The sequence below is a fragment of the Buttiauxella cochleicola genome, from assembly GCF_021282435.1.
In the GTDB taxonomy this organism is placed as follows: domain Bacteria; phylum Pseudomonadota; class Gammaproteobacteria; order Enterobacterales; family Enterobacteriaceae; genus Buttiauxella; species Buttiauxella massiliensis.
In genome coordinates this window covers 96,785-118,465 of the sequence record NZ_JAJSOT010000006.1, presented here as the reverse complement: position 1 = coordinate 118,465, position 21,681 = coordinate 96,785, and the positions used below count along the sequence as shown (strand labels likewise).

Below are 21,681 nucleotides of genomic sequence, written 5' to 3'. Positions count from 1 at the left end.
TTTGTAGGGTACGCAGGGCGCGTGGTGTTACACCACCACGCGCCGTTTTCCGGTTAATAACTGCTGCATCAGCGCCTGTTTTTCTTGTTTTAAGCCTGCGAGTTTTTGTTGCAGCAGTTCTATTTCACGGTCGGCGGTGGTCAGGACTTGGGCTATTTTTTGTTGTTCGGTAAGTGGGGGAAGTTTGAGTTCAAATGCTTTAACCATTCCGGCATTCAAATTAGCTTGTGTACCTTGCTGCCCTTGTAGCTTTATTTTTTCTTTCAAGGAGGAAAGGTAATAGTAAAGATACAAATAATTAAGTTCTTTAGCTGTTTGAATTCCTAATATTGCTTGAGATGAGGCCAGTTCGGTATTGGCGATACTGCACTCTCCAATTGAAGCATACATTGCATATAGAATTGTATATTTTGGATACAAACGAGCAGTGCTATTCTCTAAACCCAAAGTTGTAATGTTTTTCTGAGTTTTTGATATCCATTTTCCATGTTTTGTCATATCAGCAATAGATACCCAAGGAATATCACCATCATAATATTTAGCAACAGATGACAGTGGCGTACCACCACTGTTCATTGTAGAAACATCACTAAGTTTAACTTGCATCCATGGCTCAATAAATTCTTTAAATCTTATAGTTCCCGTCAGCAATTTTTTCATTAATGACTTTTTCTGCTGCTGACTATGGACAATTAACTGTTCTGTAGTCGATATAGCCTTATCCCAAGTTGAGAGGATTTTGGCGATTTTTTTCTGCTCTGCCAGGCAGGGTAAGTTCAGAGGAGTCTTTTCAACAGTTAATTTATTGATTTTTACCATAGAGCTACTACTTCCTGCTGCGCTATCTTTATAATATCGCCGTGTAAGTGGTGCTTTTAAAACATGCTCAATAAAATCAATATTTGCCAAGTTGGGGTTAATTCTAAATCGCATCATAAGGTCGGGATATGAACAATTCACAACCTCACCTCGGAATCGTATCGAGCGACCCACTTTATCTGGTGTATTCGAGCGGCTAATTAAAAAATCATCAACACTTAGCTTACTGGCTAGTACCTTATCTGCGGGGTGTACTGGCTTAATTCCTGCAACATTAAAACCATTATCACTTAAAGCTCCTAATCCCAACACCCAATAACCAGTTTCAGTCTCTGCTGGATTGGGGGAATAACCATTTTTAATACCATCAGATAAGATATTTTTTAGATATTTCCTTTCCCACCCCTCAGGCACCTTATTCATAACCCAACTCCTTCAGATACCCCGCCATCTCCACTTCCAGCGCGTCTAACTTTTCTTTTAACTTGACGCGCTCGGCACGTACCGCCATTAAATCAATCTCCTCTTCTTCCTCAAAAGTATCGACATAGCGTGGGATATTCAGGTTGTAGTCGTTATCGCGGATCTCTTGCAGGCTGGCGAGATAGGCGTATTTCTCCACGTTATCGCCATCGCGGTAAGTTTTAACGATTCTGGCAATGTTCTCATCGCTCAGTTGGTTCTGGTTTTTGCCGGATTTAAACTCGCGGCTGGCGTCGATAAACAGCACGTTATCGTCAACTTTCTCTTTCTTAAAGATAAGGATCGCCGCCGGAATACCGGTGCCGAAGAACAGTTTTTCCGGCAGGCCGATGACAGCATCCAGCAGGTTTTCTTCAATCAGTTTTTCGCGGATTTTGCCTTCTGTGGAGCCACGGAACAGCACGCCGTGCGGCACCACCACGCCCATACGCCCACTCTTGGGTTTCAGCGTTTCAATCATATGCAGAATAAACGCGTAATCGCCTTTGGTTTTTGGCGGTACGCCACGGCTGAAACGGCCAAAATGATCGTTGGCGGCGTCTTCATGGCCCCATTTATCCAGGCTGAACGGCGGGTTAGCGGTCACGATATCAAACAGCATCAGGTTGGCGTTTTTATCGAGTACTTTCGGGTTGCGAATGGTGTCGCCCCACTCGATTTTATGGTTGTCTTCGCCGTGCAGGAACATGTTCATTTTGGCGAACGACCAGGTGGAACCAATCGCTTCCTGGCCATACAACGCATAGTTTTTACCGCCGTGGTTTTCACGCACTTTGCGGCCACATTTCATCAGCAGCGAAGCAGAACCACAGGCTGGGTCACAAATGGTATCGCCTGGCTGCGGGTCTAACAGTTCAGCCAGCAAGTCGGAAACTTCCGGTGGGGTATAGAACTCACCGGCTTTTTGCCCGCCATTAGAGGCAAAGTTTTTAATCAGATATTCGTAACCGTTGCCGATCACATCAAGCGAACCGACGCGGCTTGGTTTCAGGTTTAACTCAGGTTTGGCGAAGTCTTCCAGCACCTGGCGCAGAATAGTGTTCTTCTGCTTTTCTTCACCTAACTTGTCGGTGTTAAAAGAGATGTCCTGGAACACGCTTTTACCGGAATCTTTTAGTTTGGTGCCGTTGGCTTCTTCAATGGCATGCAATGCCTGGTCGATGCGCTCGCCATTGCCCGCCTCGAAGCGGCGCTCGTACAGCGCGTAAAAACTGGCATCCGGCGGCAGAACGAAACGCTCGTTTTTCATCAGCTCGTTAATCAGTTCTGGTTCGTCGCCATGCTCTTTTTGATAGCTGTCGTAATGGTCTTGCCAGACATCCGAAATGTACTTCAGAAACAGCATAGTAAGAATAAAATCGCGGTAGGTGTCGGCGCTGATGGTGCCACGGAAGGTATCGCACACTGACCATAATGCTTTGTTGATGCTGTCCTGACTGACTTTTTCGTTCATCACTACGTTGTCCTTATGATTGCTCTGCCGCAATGATACAGGATGGGCTTCGTAACGCAGAACCAAAAAGGGAAAACCCGGCTTTTGCGAGCCGGGTTTGCAGATTTACATCGTTATTGCCGTACGGACAAAACGCGGCGTTCGTAACTCATCGGCAAAATGGTTTGTGAGTTCAAACAGCAGCCCGGTCAGCGCTTTTTCTTCGCTGGCGGAAAAATTGTGGCTATTGAGAATTTGCGCCAGCGTCAGGCAGTAGCGGCAAAGATCTTCCGGTTCAGGTTCAAAAGTGGGGACTTGTGCCGGAATGTTATCCACGGTGAAACTTTCAATCAGATGTTCTGGAATGGGGTCGTTCAGCGTCGAGTAAAGCAGCTCCAGGCATTCAGCGAGGCGGTAGCAAAGCACGCGTCTTTCCCCAGGCTTCGCACTTTCAATCAACGAGTCGGCGAAGTGTTCGCAATAGTCGGCAAGCACAGTGAAATCGGTATTAATATCAAAAAAAAGCGTAAGCGGTGAGTTTTCTGAAGTTTGAGTTTGGGTTGGGGTAGTAGCCATAGTGGCAGCCTCCTGTAACGGGTTATATTCCCACCACCTGAGAGGCTAATCTCTGGGTGGTGAGCTGAACGAGGTTAGCCTTACCGGTGTTACAGGAAACCGGCGCATCTTTCGATGCCCCCATCCAGCCCACCATAATTAGGGTGTAGCCGAACGCACGGTATAAAAAAAGACGCTGGCGCGTCATATACCGCCTGTAACTATAATCGAGAGGCTAATCCCGGCACCTGATTTTGCAGGTGCGGCGCAACAATACTGCGATTGATTATCGCCAGCAAGGGGTTTGCGTAGGGAAAGTTATGCTCTGCGGCATGGCTCGCAAACTAAACCACTGCACTTTCCAGCGCTTTATTAATCACCTGCGAGAGCTCTTTCACATCGAACTTCGCTACATAGCCGTTCGCGCCCACCTTGCGGACGTGATCTTCGTTGGCGCTACCTGATAGAGACGAGTGAATCACCACCGGAATGTGTTTTAACGTGATATCTGTTTTGATATTGCGCGTCAGCGTAAATCCGTCCATTTCCGGCATTTCAATGTCTGTTAATACCATACCAATACGATCGGTGATCGGCTGGCCTGCGGCTTTGGCTTCTGCGGCGATAACTTTTATTTTCTCCCAGGCTTCGAGGCCCGTGGAATGCATCATCACCGGAATACCCATGCCTTTCAGGCCTTGCTCAAGCATCTGGCGGGCGACTTTTGAATCTTCGGCAACAATCGCGACAGCACCCGGTTTCAGAGGGTTTGTGTTCCCTTCGATTGCCGCCATATCGACTTTGCGGCCTGAAGGAATAATGTCGTAAAGAATCTGTTCAACATCGAGTACCAGTGCCAGTTCGCCTTTGTATTCGTCGCTATTGAGTGAAGCGATACTGGTGATATTGCGGCTACTCACACCGGATTCGGCAGCGTGAACCTGGCTCCAGTCGAGGCGGATAATATTTTCCACCGACTCCACTGCAAATGCCTGCGTGCTGCGTGCGTATTCGGTAATCAAAAGAAGATTCAGGCCCGTTTTTGGCGTGCAGCCGGTAACGGCGGGCAGGTCGATAACCGGGATAAATTGGTCACGAATATTTGCCATACCCAGCAGCGGTGACATCATCCCAGCAGCGCGATTGATCTTCTGCATTGGCACAATTTCGCGCAGCTTAAATACGTTGATGCCATACAGCTCTGATTTGCCGCCGTGCTGGCCTTCCCCTAAGCGGAACAACAACAGCTCAAATTTGTTGGATAACGCCAGGTTAGCCCTTTCATCAATATCTTTTTGAAAACTATCCATTTTAACCTCTGGTTGTAACCCGGCGGGTCATCGTTGCCCCGTTTCCTGTTTAAGTTATCGGCAGATGGAATAAAAAGTGCAGTCTGTTTGGATGAAGAAAATCCCCCTTTGCTTCACCCGGCGCGTTGCCCTACTATTAACGCCTTGTAGGGTCGGGACAAAAAAATGAAAAAGCCGCTAACAATCAAGGATATTGCTGAACTGGCCAATGTATCTATTGCGACAGTTTCCCGTGTTCTGAATAACAACAGCTGGGTGGCGGATAAAACTCGCGCCAGGGTTGAAAAAGTTATTCAGGAGCAGCAATTCAGCCCCAATTTGTTGGCGCGCGGTATGATTTCCAAAAAGACACAGACGCTGGCGATTGTCGTTTCCGATATCAGTAACCCCTATTTTGTGATGCTGGTTGCTCAAATCGAAAATGAGAGTTTGCGGGCCGGATATAAAGTCACACTCTACGATACACAATCTGCAAATAAATCCTCTTCGCAGGGGGGAATTATTCCGGAAGAAAATATTTTCAACTCGATTACTGATAGTCAGATTGATGGAGTTATTATTCTTGGTGGGAATATTGATTATAATAATGTGCCAGACTCTTATTTCCATGAGTTGAAGAAACTTTGTGCGGCCATTCCGGTAATCGTGGTTGGACGACAATTAGTTGGTGTAGATTATTCTTGTGTAGAGCGCGATCAGTCTGGGTGTGTTGCACTTGCAACTAATCATCTGATAAGTAAGGGCTATAAAAAAATCGGATTTATTGGTGGCTCGAAAAGTGTTTATATTACCCAGCAACGTATAGATTCTTTTAAAAACACGCTTCAGCAAGCTAATATAATGGTTGACGATAATCACATTGTATTAAATAACTTCTACTTACAGCATGGCTATGAAGCGGTAGATAAGTTGCTCTCGCAGAGTGAAAAATTGCCCGAAGCTATTGTGGCGATTAATGATCATGTCGCAAAAGGAGCAATTAGGGCATTAAAAGATAGAAATATTTCTGTGCCTGAAGATATTGCTATTGTCAGCTGTGAATATTTCCCTGGTAGCGAATATTTCATTCCACGAATTACTACTGTGAACCATCACAATGAACTCATCGGTAAAACAGTGATGAAAGTTTTAATGACATTGCTGAAAGATACGACTGAATCTGTAGTGCCTGAAAAAATCCAACTGAGCCTGATACCAGGTGAGTCCTGCTAGCTCCCTTTTAGCATTTCAGTATTTCTGAAGGCTCCAAAACCTCCGCATACGATATTTTTTGATCCCCACCACAATTGCTGAAAAGTGGATTGACAACCCCACTCAAGCTCCTCTAGCCTAAAACCTGAAAACGTTTTCAGGTTTTGATTTCAGGAGGGCCAATGAAGCCGACAATGATGACTTACATTCACGAAGAGCAAGCGACACTTTCAGCAATGCTTGATCGTTATCCACATGATCTGCCAGAGATTAAGGGAAAGAGCACGTGGTTGGTTTTAGCTACTGGTTCAAGTATTAACGCCATCAAAAGCGCGAAATACTATGTTGAAAACCTGGCGAACGTGCGCGTTACCGTGGAGGAGCCGTTCCACTTCCAGCACTACGAAAAAATGGATGTCGCGACCGATCTGGTGCTTGGTGTATCGCAAAGCGGTGAAAGCACATCCACCATCAATGCGATAAAACACATCCGCAAAAGTTTCCCGTTAGTGACCTATGGTTTAACCAGCAAACTGTCCAGCGAACTGGCGAAAACCGTTGATCACGCCATCGATATTGAAATTGGTGAAGAGCGCGTGGGTTACGTCACTAAAGGTTATGTGGCGACGATTTTTAAATTCATGTTGCTCGGTCTTTATACCGCGCGTTGCAATGGTTTAATCACTGAAACGCAGGAAGCCGAAGAGTTAGCGAAATTATCCGTAGCAGTAAAATCTATCCCACAGATTATTGATACAACTGAAGTCTTTTTCGAAAAATGGAAAGACGAGCTAACTGCCTCCCCAAGATTTACGGCAATTGGCTATGGCCCGAGCGTGGGTGTGATTAAAGAAATGGAAACCAAGTTTGCAGAAACTATTCGCGTGCCATCGCAAGGGGTAGAATTGGAAGCCTTTATGCATGGCCCTTATTTTGAAGTGAATGGCAATCACCGGATGTTTTTCCTCGACACACCTGGAGAAGCGCGTGAGCGTTTGTTACTGCTGAAAGACTATGAGAAAAAATATACCGATTATATTTACACCGTTAAATTAGGTGTAAGCAGTGATGAGCGAACTCTCGCCATTAACGCTGATGTAGATATATTTATCGCCCCGTTACTGATGGTTATTCCTTTCCAGATTCTGGCGCACCATATCGCTGAAGCGAAAGGTAATAACTTGCCACAACGTATTTTTACCGATTTTGGTATTTCCGTTAAGAGTAAAACAAAGCCTGGCGATTACGCCTAATATACCCGTCTGACCCTACAACGTTGTCCGATATTTTTATCGGGCAATAAATACAGCGCAAACCTTGAAACTAAGGAAATACCATGACGACATATAGTCAGCTTGCCCAACAAATAATTAAACATGTTGGTGAGTCCGAGAATATTGAGCATATTACTCATTGCGCAACACGTTTACGTTTTACATTAAAAGATAAAAATAAAGTGAATCCGGAAGCGCTCTATGGTCTTCCTGAAGTTGTGAAATTAGTGGATAGCCCGAGTCAATTCCAGATAGTGATTGGCCCGAAAGTCGATCAGGTATGTTCAGCGATTAAAGAGCTGCTCGGTGAACAAACGCCTGTAGCTGAAGAAACAACTGCGCAAGGCTCATGGGTAAGCCGCTTGCTGGCTACACTTTCCGCTATTTTCACGCCTTACATCGGTGTGCTGGCGGGTGTCGGTGTTGTAAAAGGGATTGTGGTATTGCTGCAAACAATGAACCTGGTGGATACGCATTCTTATGTGTTCACCGTGTTTAATGCGCTGTCGAGCGGCGTGTTTGTGATGTTGCCATTGTTTATCGCAGTTACGGCATCAGAACGTTTTAAAACTAATAAGTTTACTGCGCTGGCACTGACTGCGGCGATGATTTTCCCGTTAACCGACCCAAGTGTTCCCGGTGCATTCCATATTATGGGGCTTGCTCTGAACGTTAAGATTTATGGCGGTGCGGTTATCCCTGCTGTATTTGCCGTGTTGTTCCTGAGTTATGTGGAACGCTGGCTGAAAAAGATAATCCCGGAGCTGGCTGCGTTTGTATTTGTGCCTTGTTTATCGCTCATCATCTGCGGGTTTGTAGTGTTCACCTTAATTGGCCCGATTGCGGATTACGTCGGGGTCGGTATTGCTAACGGATATGCATGGCTTTATAACCTCAGCCCGGTCATTTCTGGTGCGCTGCTTGCCGGTATTGGCCAGCTGTTTGTAGTGTTCGGTGTGCACTGGGGCATCATCCCACTCGCGCTGATAAATATTCAGGTCAACGGCTACGACACCATTATGGCGATGTTTATGTCGGCGGTGATGGGGCAGTTTGGTGCGGCATTCGGCGCAATCTTTATTGCCCGCAACCTCAAGGACAAACAGATTGCGATTTCTGCCTCAATTTCTGCCTTCTTCGGTATTACTGAACCGGCGCTGTATGGCGTGAATCTGAAATACAGAATGTTGTTTGTCTTCGGTTGTATTGGTGCCGCGTTGGGCGGTGGTATTACCGGTTTGCTGGGCGTCAAAACTTACAGCTTCCTGCCGGTGCTCAATGTGTTCGAATTAGGTCTATTCAGCGGCCCAGATTCAAAAATGATTTATGAAGTGTTTGCGATAATCGTCGCATTTACTGTCCCTGCGGTTCTGACCATTATTTATGGTAAGACGCGCAAACTCGTGGCTTCACCTGCTTCTTGATTTCTCCCTAAGCCCTCTGGAACGCAGAGGGCTTAACCGACTAACGGAAGCAACATTCGGGTTAGTCTCCAAATTCTTCACTCAGCCATGCAAGGAGACCAGCGGTGTCGATCGGCTCTCGGTGGTCCACAGTGAAAACCGGCCCAAGAGACATAGGCTCAGCGCTATCCGCAAGTTTTACCAACTCCGGCAGATATTCTTCCCCTGGGTGGCCGGGGCGTCTTACGCCAAGCCGCTGCGCATAGCGTTCGGCGGCAAGGGCGCCGGGAATGTGGTTCCATACCTCCAGAACTCTGGTGACGCCCGCCTGCTCTAGATAACGTTCAAGCATCTCTTTCGGCTGGAAGCCAAACCATGCATCGACAATAAAGACACACTGCGTTGGGCTATCCGCCACTATCGACCAAATTACCTCATAAGCAGCACTTCCGAGGCGGCGATTAAACGGCCTGTCTATCTCCTCGAACTGCGCCATAAAAGGTTCCTTGATACCGTCGATAGTCAGTAGCGGTAACGTAAAATGTTCGGACAACAAACGGGCGATAGTGCTTTTTCCTGAGGCGGGTACGCCGTTCACAAGTACTACCGTTTTGCCCTGTGTTCGCGTGGTCTGGCTCATAATATTGCGATCACCTCTTCCTTGCCTTTTGCCCGACGCAGTTTTGCCATCACATCGTCATCGCCCAACAAATTTACAATCGCGCGGATACCTTCTTCGATATGCCCATTGCTGTCGCAGGCGGCAAACATAATCACGATATCGGCCTTTTCGCTGTCGGCAAAGGTGATGGGTTCATCAAGTAAAACCAGACTGAAGCCATTTTTTATCACCCCGCATTCCGGGCGAGCGTGGGGCATGGCGACGCCCTCTTCAAAAACGTAATACGCACCATGCTCAAGGGTATTATTAATTACTGCCTGGTAGTAGGAGGGCAGGATATAACCATTATCAACCAGCGGTTGAGCCGCAAGTCTAATCACCTTTTTCCAGTCCGTTTCGCGCACGCCAACTTGTATTGCCTGGGCTTCAATTAATAACTCTTTAATGGCCATGCGAACTCCCTAAATATTCTTACGAATAATATTTCTCAGCTCATCAATTTTGACAAATAAAGCATCGATATGCTGACGGTGTGTTTTACTCTTCGCAAAAACTTGTAACGCCTGGTTATAGCGCAACATTAATGCTTTTTGTGTTTCGCCATTATTTGGGTTTTCCGTTAATGTGTTTTCCAAAGCAGTTAATTCAGTTTCAAGTTGTACGGCTTGAATATCATATTGTGCCGTATCCGAATTATTACCGTGAAAAAGTTTTTTCAAAGATCCAAACATAGCTAGCTCCCGCCCGACGGTTGCCACGCAACCAGGGTTACAATGAAGAGTAGAGGATAACGCCTGCTTTATTTAAATAATGCGATCTTTTCGATTAATACAGCAGCGACTGCATCATTTGCCGGTATTAAAAATTTGCGCACGCTGTCATTCACTTTTCCTTTTTCAAAGGTTTCTTTGCAGTGCCCAACCCACTGCACGTTCATTTCAGTACCGACGTTGACTTTATCAATGCCTCCGGCGACAGCGCGGCGCATATCTTCATCACTGACACCTGTGCCACCGTGCAGTACCAGCGGGGTTTTGGTCACTTCGCTGATATCTGCCAGGCGTTGATGCTGAATTTTCGCTTTGCCAGTATACAGACCGTGTACTGTACCGACGGACACCGCCAGCATATCCACCCCGGTTTCATCAACGAAACGTTTAGCGTCTTCGGTGGTGGTAAAGCAGATATCTTCCATGGCGACCGCTTTGCCATCTTCTGAGCCGCCAATCGCTCCCAGTTCTGCTTCTACGGAGATATTACGCGGGCGGGCAATATCAATAACCTTACGTGTATTAGCAATATTATCCGCCATGTCCAGATGAGAACCGTCATACATTACTGAACTAAACCCAGCTTCGATGGCCGTTTTGATGGATTCAATATCTGAGCAGTGATCCAGATGCAAGCAGGTTGGTATTTGCTGGCTTTCGGATAAAGAACGAATTGAATCGACTAATAAACGATAACCTAAATATTCCGCAGTCCCGGTAGAAATTTGAATCATTAACGGGCTATTGGTTGCTTTGGCAGCTTTAAAATAAGCGGGCAGCATTTCAAGGCAATGCAAATTAAAGGAGCCTACCGCTTTAAATTTACGCTCTTTGGCTACCTGTAATAAATCCGGGAAGTTATACAGACTCATGTGCTTTTTCCTCTTGAGGTTTGGTTGATTTGCCATTCACGAACCAGGCGATAAGCGCTACGAACAGGATGAATAAGCCGACAAACGTCCAGTTATTCTGGAAGACATGCCCCAAAATCAGGCCACTACTGATCACATCTGAATCGCTGAAAGTCACACCGGTAAAGCCGTAGCTTTCAAGCATTGGCACCAGGATGGCAGGAAGGAAGGTAATAAACAGGCCATGCACCACACCACCGATGATTGCACCGCGTCTGCCGCCCATTGCGTTACCGAAAATCCCTGCGGTGCCACCAGCAAAGAAGTTGGTCAACAAGCCAGGCAGAATCATCGCCAGGCCAAACATTGGGAAGACAATCATGCCGATGATGGAGCCGACGGTGGTGGCCAGGAAGCCAACAATCACGGCATTGGGGGCGTAAGGGAACAGAACCGGGCAGTCCAGCGCAGGTTTCGCATCCGGTACGATGCGCATCGCAATACCACGGAACGCAGGCACCAATTCGTTAAGCAGCAAACGCACACCGCTGTAGAGCACAAATACCCCGGCAACAAATTGAATCGCCTGCATAAAGGCGAACATCAGGTAATTCACGCCGTGAGAGTATTGGCCGATATATTCCGGGCCAGCCGCCAGCGCCGGGATGAGGTACATAGGGATCATCACCACGGCCATCGAAAGGTAAGTATCTTGCAAGAATTTGAAGTTATCCGGCAACACCAAATCTTCGGTAGATTTAGAACCCTTGCCGACAACCTTCGCCACCGCAGCCTGCACCAAATAACCAATAGTGCAGAAGTGACCCAGAGCTACATCGTCAGAACCGGTAATGCGGCGCACTACGGGTTGAGCGAGAGCAGGCATCAGCACCGCCATAATTCCCCCGAAAATCCCACCGGTGAGAATCAACGGCAGCCCGGTCAGCCCGGCTTTATAGCCGATAACTGCACCAATCGTTGCCATCCAAAGTAGTGCTTGCCCGGTGAGAAAGATGTATTTAAACGGCGTGATGCGGGCAATGATGATGTTGACGATAAATATCACCATCAGCGTGAGTGCCACTTCGGAACCCAGTTCGCGGTTTGCCAACCCGGCAATGGCCGCCACATCGGTGATGTAGCCTTTCATGCCGAAACCGTGGGTGAAGATATCGTTCAAGAAAGTCAGGGTATCCACAATAATGTTGATACCCGCCATCATGATTAAAAAACCAAGCAGCGTTTTAAACGTCCCTTCCGCGACTTTACCCTTCGATTTTTTTTGCAGCAAAAGACCGAGCATGGCAATAAAGGCAATCAATATTGATGCCTGTCCTAGCAGGTCTTTAACAATAAAGTTAATGATGCTATTCATGGTCGAATACCTTCACATTGCGATCTTTTAAAAAGGCGACAATCTTTTGTTCGATTTCGTCTTTATCCGTCAGGCGATGTAGAACAATGACGCGTTTAATTTCTTCTTCGCTAGCATCGGCCGTTAAAATATCGGCGAACGTTTTTTGCGTTAAAATAATGTCAGATTTAAAGGCCCCCGCTTCTGAAACGGTGGTGTGATCAATTTCTGCCGGAATCTGAAGTTTTTTAAGTACCGCAGTTGCTGCCATTTCAATGGCGAAACTGGAACCTAAACCACAGCCGCATACACAAAGAATTTTAAGCATTGAAAGTCTCCTCAAATAATATTGAGCTGCTTCGCTAATTTATAATGATGCCCTTCGGTGTCGACGAGGCGTTTTTGCATACTGATTAAATCTATAGGGATCGGTTTGTTACTCGAATTAATAATAATGGCTTTATTTCTCATGCCGGACTGGATACAACGAACGACTTCGCCTGCCATAATCGTGCCCTGATAAATTTCCTCGCAGGTAGGGTCACCGTTACGCAGGCTATAACCAATAATTGACTTACGAATACGTACGCCAATTTTCGGTTCAAGCTGTTTAATCATGGTGTCAATTGCCCCTTGAAAGCCGGGGGAATACTCTTTGGTATAACCTTCAGAGCACAGGATCACGACGCTATTTTGTGTCTCAAGGCGTGCGCTAATCTTATGTGCCAGTTCGCTCAACGATTGTTGGCACTCGGGGATTAGCGCAAAATCAGCATTGCTTTTAATCGCCGATTGCAGCGTCAATTCACCGCAGTAACCGCCGAGCAGTTCAACCATAAAGACACGCCCTGGCAAAGCGCGGCCTGTATTACGCAGCTTGGCGACTTCTTTAATCACTTGTTCACATGCAGTTGAAAAACCGATGGTGTAATCACTACCGTAAACATCATTGTCGATGGTCATACCGACACCGAAACAATTCACACCATATTCACTGAGGTTATTCAGAAATTGTAATGAGCCATCACCACCGGCCATAATAAGCACATCGATATGCAGGGCTTTTAACTGTTTTGCGATAGTTTCATATTCGCTACCCATTAATTTACGGTTGGTTCTACCCGAAGACATAATCGGAATGGATGCTACGGAAAAATCCACTAAATCGCGGATGGAAATATCCTGGTGTTTATTCTGCAATAGACCCGGAATACCACCATTAAACAAAACGATTTCTGCTTGAGCCAGTCGGGAAACCTGAAAAACAAAGTTATTTATCCCCGTGACATCACCGCCGCTAATTACCATGCCGATTCTCATGACACTTGCCTCGTTTATTTTCCTTGCAGACATTTTTCCCTTTAAACAAGCCTTGGATTTGCAAGAGACATCACAAAATTGGGATTCATTTATTAGGAGGAGCGGTTGACAGATACTTCTTGGTGGTGATATTTGTGATTTAAGTCACGAATTTTTGATATAAGATTTATGACTGAAGAATAAAGAAAAACTCTATATTTCAATGGATTATTCTTATCGGTTGGGGAATAGAATTCACCGATATTATTTGAGTCGTAAATGAAGAATATCAGCTTTCAAAAATGTGACTGCTCACGCATTTTTCTGCGGGTGAAAGGGAGTGAAATTAATTAAGAGGCGTGAAAGAAAGAGGAAGAACTGTTTACAAGACAGTCAGGCGGAATTTTGTTTTTCAGGAATGTGATGTGCAGACGATTGGTGGAATAAGAAACCAGTGGGAGTTTAAGTCGTGGACGGCGTGAAAAACAAAAAGTAGCAGCAGACCGCAGCCATTCCATAAAGAATGACCATCATCAGGATGATTTCAAACCGAAAGCGTTTTAGCAGTTGCTCAGGCTTGATAAAAAAACACCCGGCAAGCCGGGTGTTTCTAGTAATGAGGGATTTCATTGCAACTTATGCAGCTGGTTTAACCGCTGGTTTTGCTGCTGGCGCTACTGGTGCAGCTGCTTTTTTGTGGTGCTTTTTAGCAGCCTGAGCTTTCTGTGGCGCTACTGGAGTTGCAGTAGTAGCGGCTTTTTTGTGGTGCTTTTTAGCAGCCTGGGCTTTCTGTGGTGCTGCTGGAGTTGCGGTTGTAGTTGCTTTTTTGTGGTGCTTTTTAGCTGCTTGTGCTTTCTGAGCTACAGGAGCTGCTTTATGGTGTTTCTTGTGGTGCACAGTAGTGGTGTGTTTTGCTGGAGCAGGTGCTGCAGTAGTTTCAGCAGCGAAAGCAACAGAGGACATACCCATTACAGCAACAGCAATCAGAGTTAATACTTTTTTCATTTTGATAGTCTCGTATTTGTTTATGTGTGGGTTGTTGGCCCGTTGAAATAACTCTATGCCAACAAACAAATACGTTCAGTGAGTGATTGGTGTCGGTACGTAACGGAATGTACAGCCTGTTAACACAATCGCTGCGGATGGGTGTAAACCGTTGCTCGACCTGGTTTACTAAAGCCAACCAGCGTGAGGTTACAGCGGCTTGCCACTTCTACGGCAAGCGTGGTGGCGGCAGAGACGGCAAACAGAATTTCTACGCCACATTGGGCTGACTTTTGCACCATCTCATAGCTTGCGCGGCTTGAGACTAAAACCGCACCGTTGTGCCAGCCCTCACGCCCGCGTGCGCCGAGCAGTTTATCCAGCGCCACATGGCGGCCTATATCTTCTTTACCTTCCAGAATCTGGCCATTTTCGTTAAGCCACAATGCTGCGTGCGTACACCCTGTGAGTTGCCCCACCGGCTGGTAGTCGCGCATCTGGTTTAAGGCTGCATCAAGATTATTCAAATCGAAGGTTTGCGTGAACGGCAGAGGGGTAATCGGGCGACCAATATCGTTGAGTTGCTCAACACCGCAGACGCCACAACCGGTACGTCCAGCAAGTGAGCGGCGGCGTTCTTTCAGCCCCATAAAGCGGCGGCTTGAGAGCTCTATTTGCACTTCCAGGCCGTTACAGACTTGTGAAACATCAATTCCGTAAATGTCTGATGGGGATTCAATTATTCCTTCTGATAAGGAAAAACCTAACGCAAAAAGCTCCAGATCTTTGGGCGATGCCATCATCACGACATGGGAAATGCCATTGTAGACCAGGGCTACCGGCACTTCTTCAGCCAGCCAGTCGCCTTTTGCCTCGAGCAAATCATGGCGTTGCCATAGTTCGATCGTCCGCGCACCAGTGATGGTGTTCACAATTTTGTCCTGATTTGGGTCGGAATTGTTCACTTTGTCTTAACCTGATTGGAACAGCCTTAATTCTAATGTGGTATTCTGGAAACATTACCCCTTTGGGATTAGGGGCAATAGCCAGTACGGGCTTGATTGTGAACCTTCTCAGTCAATACCGCAAAAAATACACCTAATAATAATGTGAAAAATGTCGAAAAAAGGAGCATCCATGCAGGTCAGCAGAAGACAGTTCTTTAAGATCTGTGCTGGCGGTATGGCAGGGACTACGGCAGCGGCACTGGGCTTTGCACCAGGCGTTGCACTCGCGGAAACACGGCAGTACAAACTGCTGCGTACCCGTGAAACGCGTAATACCTGCACATACTGTTCCGTCGGTTGTGGGTTATTAATGTATAGCCTCGGTGACGGCGCGAAAAATGCCAAAGCATCTATCTTCCATATCGAAGGTGACCCGGACCATCCGGTAAACCGCGGCGCGCTCTGCCCGAAAGGTGCAGGACTGGTGGATTTCATCCACAGCGAAAGCCGTCTTAAATTCCCGTCTTACCGCGCACCAGGCTCGGATAAGTGGGAGCAAATCAGTTGGGAAACGGCCTTTGACCGCATCGCCAAACTGATGAAAGCTGACCGCGATGCCAATTTTATTGCGCAGAACGACCAGGGAACCACGGTAAACCGTTGGCTCTCCACAGGCATGTTGTGCGCATCAGCTTCCAGTAATGAAACCGGCTATTTAACCCAGAAATTTTCCCGCGCCCTCGGCATGTTAGCCGTGGATAACCAGGCGCGTGTCTGACACGGACCAACGGTAGCAAGTCTTGCTCCAACATTTGGTCGCGGTGCGATGACCAACCACTGGGTTGATATCAAGAACGCCGATCTCGTTATTGTGATGGGTGGAAACGCGGCAGAAGCGCATCCAGTCGGTTTCCGCTGGGCGATGGAAGCCAAAATCCACAACGGCGCGAAGCTGATTGTTATCGATCCGCGCTTTACGCGAACCGCTTCGGTGGCGGATTTCTACACCCCAATTCGCTCTGGCTCAGACATTGCTTTCCTGTCTGGCGTACTGCTGTACCTGATAAACAACAATAAATTTAACCGCGAGTATGTCGAGGCTTACACCAACGCCAACTTGATTGTGCGTGAGGATTACAGTTTCGATGACGGCCTGTTCTCGGGCTACGACGCGGCAAACCGTAAATACGACAAAACCACCTGGAACTATGAGTTGGACGAAAAAGGTTTCGCCAAACGCGACCTGACGCTGACTCATCCGCGTTGCGTGTGGAACCTGCTCAAAGAGCACGTTTCTCGCTACACGCCGGAAGTGGTTTCCAATATTTGCGGCACCCCGAAAGATGATTTCCTGAAAGTTTGTGAATACATCGCCGCAACCAGCGCAAAAAATAAAACCGCATCGTTCTTGTATGCGCTGGGCTGGACGCAACACTCCGTGGGCGCGCAGAACATCCGCACCATGGCGATGATTCAGTTGCTGCTTGGCAACATGGGAATGGCAGGCGGTGGCGTCAACGCCCTGCGTGGTCACTCCAATATTCAGGGGCTGACGGATCTCGGTTTGCTGTCACAAAGCCTGCCGGGCTACATGACGCTGCCGAATGAAAAACAAGCCGATCTCCAGACGTACCTTGCCGCCAACACGCCAAAACCGCTGCTGGAAGGCCAGGTCAACTACTGGGGCAACTACCCGAAATTCTTCGTTTCGATGATGAAAGCCTTCTTTGGCGACAAAGCCACAGCGGAAAATAGCTGGGGTTACGACTGGTTGCCGAAGTGGGATAAGGGCTACGACGTCCTGCAATATTTCGAGATGATGAACCAGGGCAAAGTGAACGGCTACCTCTGCCAGGGCTTTAACCCGGTGGCGTCGTTCCCGAACAAAAACAAAGTCATTGCGTCACTGTCGAAGCTGAAATTCCTCGTGACCATCGACCCGCTGAACACCGAAACCGCGAACTTCTGGCAAAACCACGGCGAGTTTAACGATGTCGACCCGTCGAAAATCCAGACCGAAGTGTTCCGCCTGCCGTCGACCTGCTTTGCTGAGGAAAACGGTTCTATCGTTAACTCCGGCCGCTGGTTGCAGTGGCACTGGAAAGGTGCGGACGCCCCAGGGGAAGCGCTGAACGACGGCGAAATCCTTGCGGGTATCTTCAGCCGTATGCGCCACATGTATCAGAGCGAAGGCGGTGCGCTGCCTGAGCAAGTGCTGAATATGACCTGGAATTACCAGACACCGGACAACCCGGCACCGGAAGAAGTGGCGATGGAGAGCAACGGTAAAGCGTTGCAGGACGTTGTCGACCCGGCAACCGGTGCGGTTCTGGTGAAAAAAGGCCAGCAACTTAGCTCGTTCGCACAACTGCGTGACGACGGCACCACTTCCAGCGGTTGCTGGATTTTTGCCGGTTCCTGGACGCCAGACGGCAACCAGATGGCACGTCGTGATAACGCCGACCCGTCAGGTTTGGGTAACACGTTAGGCTGGGCCTGGGCATGGCCGCTCAACCGCCGCATTCTGTATAACCGTGCCTCTGCTGATCCAGCGGGTAAACCGTGGGATGAAAAACGCCGCCTGATTTCCTGGGATGGCGCGAAGTGGAGCGGTGCGGATATCGCCGACTACAGCACTGCCGCACCGGGCACTGACGTTGGGCCATTCATCATGCAGCCGGAAGGTTTAGGGCGCTTGTTTGCTATCGACAAGATGGCAGAAGGGCCGTTCCCTGAGCACTACGAGCCGTTTGAAACACCGCTTGGCACCAACCCGCTGCACCCGAACGTGGTTTCTAACCCAGCGGCACGCGTGTTTAAAGGTGACCTGGAAGCGATGGGCAAGCACGACAAATTCCCGTATGTCGGCACCACTTATCGCCTGACCGAGCACTTCCACTACTGGACCAAACACGCGGTACTGAACGCCATCGCGCAGCCAGAGCAGTTTATCGAGATTGGCGAGAAGCTCGCAAATTCACTCGGCATTGCTCACGGCGACACGGTGAAAGTCTCCTCCAACCGTGGCTTTATTAAAGCCAAAGCGGTGGTGACCAAGCGTATACGCCAGCTCGATGTGAACGGCCAGAAAGTCGATACCATCGGTATTCCGATTCACTGGGGTTATGAGGGCGTGGCGAAGAAAGGCTTTATCGCTAACACCCTGACGCCATTTGTCGGTGATGCCAACACGCAAACGCCTGAATTTAAAGCGTTCCTGGTCAATGTGGAAAAGGTGTAACGGAGACGAATTATGGCTTATCAATCTCAGGACATTATCCGTCGTTCCGCCACTAATGGCCTCACGCCCGCGCCTCAGGCGCGGGATCATCAGCAAGAGGTTGCGAAACTTATCGACGTCACCACCTGCATTGGCTGTAAAGCCTGCCAGGTGGCCTGTTCGGAGTGGAACGACCTGCGTGATGAGATCGGCAGCAACGTCGGCGTTTACGACAACCCGGCGGATTTAACCGCGAAATCGTGGACGGTTATGCGTTTTTCGGAAGTGGAGCAAAACGACAAACTGGAATGGTTAATCCGCAAAGATGGCTGTATGCACTGCGCGGACCCGGGCTGCTTGAAGGCGTGTCCGGCGGAAGGTGCCATCATTCAGTACGCCAACGGCATTGTCGATTTCCAGTCCGAGCAGTGCATCGGCTGTGGTTATTGCATCGCCGGTTGCCCGTTCGACGTGCCGCGCCTGAACCCGGAGGACAACCGTGTCTACAAATGCACCCTGTGTGTAGACCGTGTGACCGTCGGCCAGGAGCCTGCTTGCGTGAAAACCTGCCCAACCGGGGCGATTCATTTCGGATCGAAAGACGACATGAAAACCCTGGCGGGCGAGCGCGTGGCTGAGCTGAAAACGCGCGGTTACGACAACGCCGGTTTGTACGACCCGGAAGGCGTTGGCGGCACACATGTTATGTATGTGCTGCATCATGCGGACAAGCCGACGCTGTATCACGGCCTGCCGGAAAATCCGTCCATCAGCCCAACCGTGAAATTCTGGAAAGGTGTCTGGAAGCCGCTTGCTGCTATTGGCTTTGCTGCGACCTTCGCCGCCAGCGTGTTCCACTATGTGGGTGTCGGCCCGAACCGTGCCGAAGAAGAGGACGACAACTTGCACCATGAAGACGACGAGGTGCGCAAACCATGAAAAAACAAGTGACTATTCAGCGTTATAGCGCGCCTGAGCGCATCAACCACTGGGTGACCGCCTTCTGCTTCATACTGGCGGCGGTGAGCGGATTAGGGTTCTTCTTCCCATCCTTCAACTGGCTGATGCACATTCTGGGTACGCCGCAGCTGGCGCGCATTCTCCACCCATTCGTCGGTGTGGTGATGTTTGCCTCGTTTATCATCATGTTTTTCCGTTACTGGCACCATAATCTAATCAATCGGGATGATATCTTTTGGGCGAAGAATATTCGTAAGATCGTCGTCAACGAGGAAGTAGGTGACACCGGGCGGTATAACTTCGGCCAGAAATGCGTGTTCTGGGCGGCGATTATCTTCCTGGTGCTGTTGCTGGTGAGCGGCGTGATTATCTGGCGTCCGTACTTTGCTCCTGCTTTCTCAATCCCGGTGATACGCGTAGCCCTGATGGTGCATTCATTTGCCGCAGTGGCCTTGATTGTGGTTATTATGGTCCACATCTACGCCGCCCTTTGGGTGAAAGGCACGATTACCGCGATGGTGGAAGGCTGGGTCACGACGTCCTGGGCGAAGAAACACCATCCGAAATGGTACCGTGAAGTTCGCCAGAAACAGGAAAAACGATCGGAATGAGTATTCGCATAATCCCGCAAGATCAGCTGGAGAAGAGCGACAAACGTACGGCGGAGATGATTCCGCCGTTACTGTTCCCTCGGCTGAAAAATCTCTATAACCGCCGTGCAGAACGCCTGCTCGAACTGGCGACGGATAATCCACTGGGCGATTTCCTGCGCTTTGCCGCGCTGATCGCCCACGCGCAGGAAGTGGTGCTTTACGACCACCCGCTGCAAATGGACTTAACGGCGCTAATTCAGAAGTCTTCTGAGACGGGCAAACCACCGTTGGATATTCATGTGCTGCCGCGTGACCCACACTGGCAGCGCCTGCTGAATTCACTGATTGCCGAGCTGAAACCAGAAATGGACGGCCAGGCTTTAGCGGTTATCGAAAACCTGGAAAAAGCTTCTTCGCAAGAGCTGGAAGAGATGGCCACCGCGCTGTTTAATTCAGACTTTGCGCTAGTTTCGAGCGACAAAGCCCCGTTCATTTGGGCTGCGTTGTCGCTTTACTGGGCGCAAATGGCCAGCCTGATCCCAGGGCGTGCGAAAGCGGAATATGGCGAGCAACGCCAGTTCTGCCCGGTTTGCGGTTCGATTCCGGTATCCAGCGTCGTGCAAATCGGCGGCACCAGCGGCCTGCGTTATTTGCACTGCAATCTGTGCGAAACCGAGTGGCATGTGGTGCGCATTAAATGCAGCAACTGCGAGCAAACCCGCGATTTGAACTACTGGTCGCTGGAAAGCGAACAGTCAGCAATTAAAGCGGAAAGCTGCGGCGACTGCGGCACTTACCTGAAGATTTTGTATCAGGAAAAAGATGCCAAAGTAGAAGCCGTGGCCGACGATTTAGCCTCGCTGGTGCTGGATGCACGCATGGAGCAAGAAGGCTTTGCCCGCAGCAGCATTAATCCTTTCCTGTTCCCAGGGGAAGGGGAGTAACAAATAGGCGGGGTGCTTTGCATCCCGCTGAACTATTCAAATAATACCTTCACTCTGGACAGCGCTTCTTCTGTCACTTCATCCGGTGCTTTTTCAATGAAACGCATTTGTCTGGCCCGGAAATCGATTGATTTAACATGATGGCAAATGACAACTCCCCGGGTGTGAGTTTCTGTCAGATGTACTTCAAATGCATTGCCACGAACACGAGATGTTATTGGTGCCACAATCGCCATGCCAGCCTTGCGGCTAAATTCGACTGGTGACAATACTAGCGCAGGCCGAGTTTTGGCTTGTTCGTGACCTGCGGCAGGATCAAAATCGAGCCACACTACATCGCCTCTATCAGGCATATAAAGACTCACCTAATCGATCTCCTTGCCAACAGGAGGAGAATTCAGCCACTCACGGTCTTCACCATCAAGCTCGAAACTTCCTTCAGGTGATTGGGCCAGTAACTCACTTAGCGTGTATATCGGCTTTGCGACTCGCAACATAATTCCTCCTTCAACGGCTTCAATATCCACTTTGTCACCTATTCTCATCCCAGCTTTCTCCAGAACAGCAGCAGGAATAATAGTCCCTGCGGAATTACCCCATTTACGAATCAGCGTTTTCACAATGATTACCAAATTAAACAATGTTTAAACTCATTTTAACACGATGGGTA

The 21,681-nt window shown here is 48.6% G+C and carries 23 protein-coding genes; 7 read left to right on the top strand and 16 right to left on the bottom strand.

What is annotated here, in order from left to right:
• Positions 1-27: 27 nt before the first annotated feature.
• The 5 genes from LVQ77_RS15140 to LVQ77_RS15120 form a co-directional block, all read right to left on the bottom strand.
• On the bottom strand, positions 28-1,242 hold the full coding sequence (locus tag LVQ77_RS15140) for a restriction endonuclease subunit S (protein ID WP_232904840.1): 1,215 nt from the start codon (positions 1,240-1,242) through the stop codon (positions 28-30).
• A complete protein-coding gene (locus LVQ77_RS15135) occupies positions 1,235-2,755 on the bottom strand; it encodes a type I restriction-modification system subunit M (RefSeq protein ID WP_232904966.1) in 1,521 nt (506 codons plus the stop codon). Before LVQ77_RS15135 ends, LVQ77_RS15140 begins: the two co-directional genes overlap by 8 nt.
• 105 nt (positions 2,756-2,860) lie before the next feature.
• The gene (locus tag LVQ77_RS15130; protein WP_232904839.1) at positions 2,861-3,310 is read right to left on the bottom strand and encodes a hypothetical protein; all 450 of its coding nucleotides are present in this window, start codon (positions 3,308-3,310) and stop codon (positions 2,861-2,863) included.
• Between the two features lie 22 nt (positions 3,311-3,332).
• On the bottom strand, positions 3,333-3,497 hold the full coding sequence (locus LVQ77_RS15125; RefSeq protein WP_232904837.1) for an ash family protein: 165 nt from the start codon (positions 3,495-3,497) through the stop codon (positions 3,333-3,335).
• Between the two features lie 136 nt (positions 3,498-3,633).
• Positions 3,634-4,599 (bottom strand): chemotaxis protein, encoded by a 966-nt coding sequence (locus LVQ77_RS15120; protein WP_232904835.1) that lies wholly within the window; start codon positions 4,597-4,599, stop codon positions 3,634-3,636.
• Positions 4,600-4,764: 165 nt separating this feature from the next.
• Here LVQ77_RS15120 and LVQ77_RS15115 point away from each other — a divergent pair, with 165 nt between their 5' ends.
• The 3 genes from LVQ77_RS15115 (at position 4,765) to LVQ77_RS15105 (ending at position 8,488) form a co-directional block, all read left to right on the top strand.
• Entirely contained in the window at positions 4,765-5,811 is a 1,047-nt protein-coding gene (locus tag LVQ77_RS15115) for a LacI family DNA-binding transcriptional regulator (RefSeq protein ID WP_232904833.1), read from the top strand.
• 161 nt (positions 5,812-5,972) lie between these two features.
• Positions 5,973-7,043: an SIS domain-containing protein gene (locus LVQ77_RS15110; protein ID WP_232904832.1), complete on the top strand. Its 1,071-nt coding sequence runs from the start codon at positions 5,973-5,975 to the stop codon at positions 7,041-7,043.
• 83 nt (positions 7,044-7,126) lie between these two features.
• A complete protein-coding gene (locus LVQ77_RS15105; protein WP_232863833.1) occupies positions 7,127-8,488 on the top strand; it encodes a PTS transporter subunit EIIC in 1,362 nt (453 codons plus the stop codon).
• A gap of 61 nt (positions 8,489-8,549) precedes the next feature.
• Here LVQ77_RS15105 and LVQ77_RS15100 read toward each other — a convergent pair whose 3' ends face one another.
• From LVQ77_RS15100 to fdhD, 9 genes are all read right to left on the bottom strand, one after another.
• On the bottom strand, positions 8,550-9,107 hold the full coding sequence (locus tag LVQ77_RS15100; RefSeq protein ID WP_232863832.1) for a P-loop nucleotide/nucleoside kinase family protein: 558 nt from the start codon (positions 9,105-9,107) through the stop codon (positions 8,550-8,552).
• Entirely contained in the window at positions 9,104-9,541 is a 438-nt protein-coding gene (locus LVQ77_RS15095) for a PTS sugar transporter subunit IIA (protein ID WP_232863831.1), read from the bottom strand. Before LVQ77_RS15095 ends, LVQ77_RS15100 begins: the two co-directional genes overlap by 4 nt.
• 9 nt (positions 9,542-9,550) lie before the next feature.
• Positions 9,551-9,820 (bottom strand): hypothetical protein, encoded by a 270-nt coding sequence (locus tag LVQ77_RS15090; RefSeq protein WP_232904830.1) that lies wholly within the window; start codon positions 9,818-9,820, stop codon positions 9,551-9,553.
• Between the two features lie 68 nt (positions 9,821-9,888).
• Positions 9,889-10,731 carry a class II fructose-bisphosphate aldolase gene (locus LVQ77_RS15085; protein WP_232904828.1) on the bottom strand — a complete coding sequence of 281 codons (843 nt, stop codon included), beginning with the start codon at positions 10,729-10,731 and terminating at the stop codon, positions 9,889-9,891.
• Positions 10,718-12,085, bottom strand: a complete 1,368-nt coding sequence (locus LVQ77_RS15080) for a PTS sugar transporter subunit IIC (protein ID WP_064561195.1) — start codon at positions 12,083-12,085, stop codon at positions 10,718-10,720. The genes LVQ77_RS15085 and LVQ77_RS15080 overlap by 14 nt, the downstream gene beginning before the upstream one ends.
• Positions 12,078-12,392 (bottom strand): PTS sugar transporter subunit IIB, encoded by a 315-nt coding sequence (locus tag LVQ77_RS15075; RefSeq protein ID WP_034460367.1) that lies wholly within the window; start codon positions 12,390-12,392, stop codon positions 12,078-12,080. The genes LVQ77_RS15080 and LVQ77_RS15075 overlap by 8 nt, the downstream gene beginning before the upstream one ends.
• An 11-nt stretch (positions 12,393-12,403) precedes the next feature.
• Positions 12,404-13,384 carry a 6-phosphofructokinase gene (locus LVQ77_RS15070; protein ID WP_232863829.1) on the bottom strand — a complete coding sequence of 327 codons (981 nt, stop codon included), beginning with the start codon at positions 13,382-13,384 and terminating at the stop codon, positions 12,404-12,406.
• Between the two features lie 615 nt (positions 13,385-13,999).
• Positions 14,000-14,368, bottom strand: coding sequence for an acid resistance repetitive basic protein Asr (asr, locus tag LVQ77_RS15065; protein WP_064514407.1), 369 nt, complete (start codon positions 14,366-14,368; stop codon positions 14,000-14,002).
• A gap of 119 nt (positions 14,369-14,487) precedes the next feature.
• The gene (gene fdhD / locus LVQ77_RS15060; RefSeq protein WP_232863828.1) at positions 14,488-15,312 is read right to left on the bottom strand and encodes a formate dehydrogenase accessory sulfurtransferase FdhD; all 825 of its coding nucleotides are present in this window, start codon (positions 15,310-15,312) and stop codon (positions 14,488-14,490) included.
• 172 nt (positions 15,313-15,484) lie between these two features.
• Here fdhD and fdnG point away from each other — a divergent pair, with 172 nt between their 5' ends.
• Genes fdnG through fdhE form a run of 4 tightly spaced genes read left to right on the top strand, consistent with a single transcriptional unit; the run spans position 15,485 to position 21,011 of the window.
• Positions 15,485-18,535, top strand: coding sequence for a formate dehydrogenase-N subunit alpha (gene fdnG / locus LVQ77_RS15055; protein ID WP_232904826.1), 3,051 nt, complete (start codon positions 15,485-15,487; stop codon positions 18,533-18,535).
• A 12-nt stretch (positions 18,536-18,547) separates the two neighbouring features.
• Positions 18,548-19,453: a formate dehydrogenase subunit beta gene (gene fdxH, locus LVQ77_RS15050; protein WP_232863826.1), complete on the top strand. Its 906-nt coding sequence runs from the start codon at positions 18,548-18,550 to the stop codon at positions 19,451-19,453.
• Positions 19,450-20,085 (top strand): formate dehydrogenase cytochrome b556 subunit, encoded by a 636-nt coding sequence (fdoI, locus tag LVQ77_RS15045; RefSeq protein ID WP_232863825.1) that lies wholly within the window; start codon positions 19,450-19,452, stop codon positions 20,083-20,085. Before fdxH ends, fdoI begins: the two co-directional genes overlap by 4 nt.
• Complete coding sequence (fdhE, locus tag LVQ77_RS15040; protein WP_232904825.1) at positions 20,082-21,011, top strand: formate dehydrogenase accessory protein FdhE; 930 nt, start codon at positions 20,082-20,084, stop codon at positions 21,009-21,011. The genes fdoI and fdhE overlap by 4 nt, the downstream gene beginning before the upstream one ends.
• Positions 21,012-21,043: 32 nt before the next feature.
• Here fdhE and LVQ77_RS15035 read toward each other — a convergent pair whose 3' ends face one another.
• Both LVQ77_RS15035 and LVQ77_RS15030 read right to left on the bottom strand, forming a co-directional pair.
• Positions 21,044-21,376 carry a type II toxin-antitoxin system PemK/MazF family toxin gene (locus LVQ77_RS15035; protein WP_232904823.1) on the bottom strand — a complete coding sequence of 111 codons (333 nt, stop codon included), beginning with the start codon at positions 21,374-21,376 and terminating at the stop codon, positions 21,044-21,046.
• Complete coding sequence (locus LVQ77_RS15030; protein WP_232904821.1) at positions 21,377-21,631, bottom strand: AbrB/MazE/SpoVT family DNA-binding domain-containing protein; 255 nt, start codon at positions 21,629-21,631, stop codon at positions 21,377-21,379. It abuts the gene before it with no gap.
• Positions 21,632-21,681 lie beyond the last annotated feature (50 nt).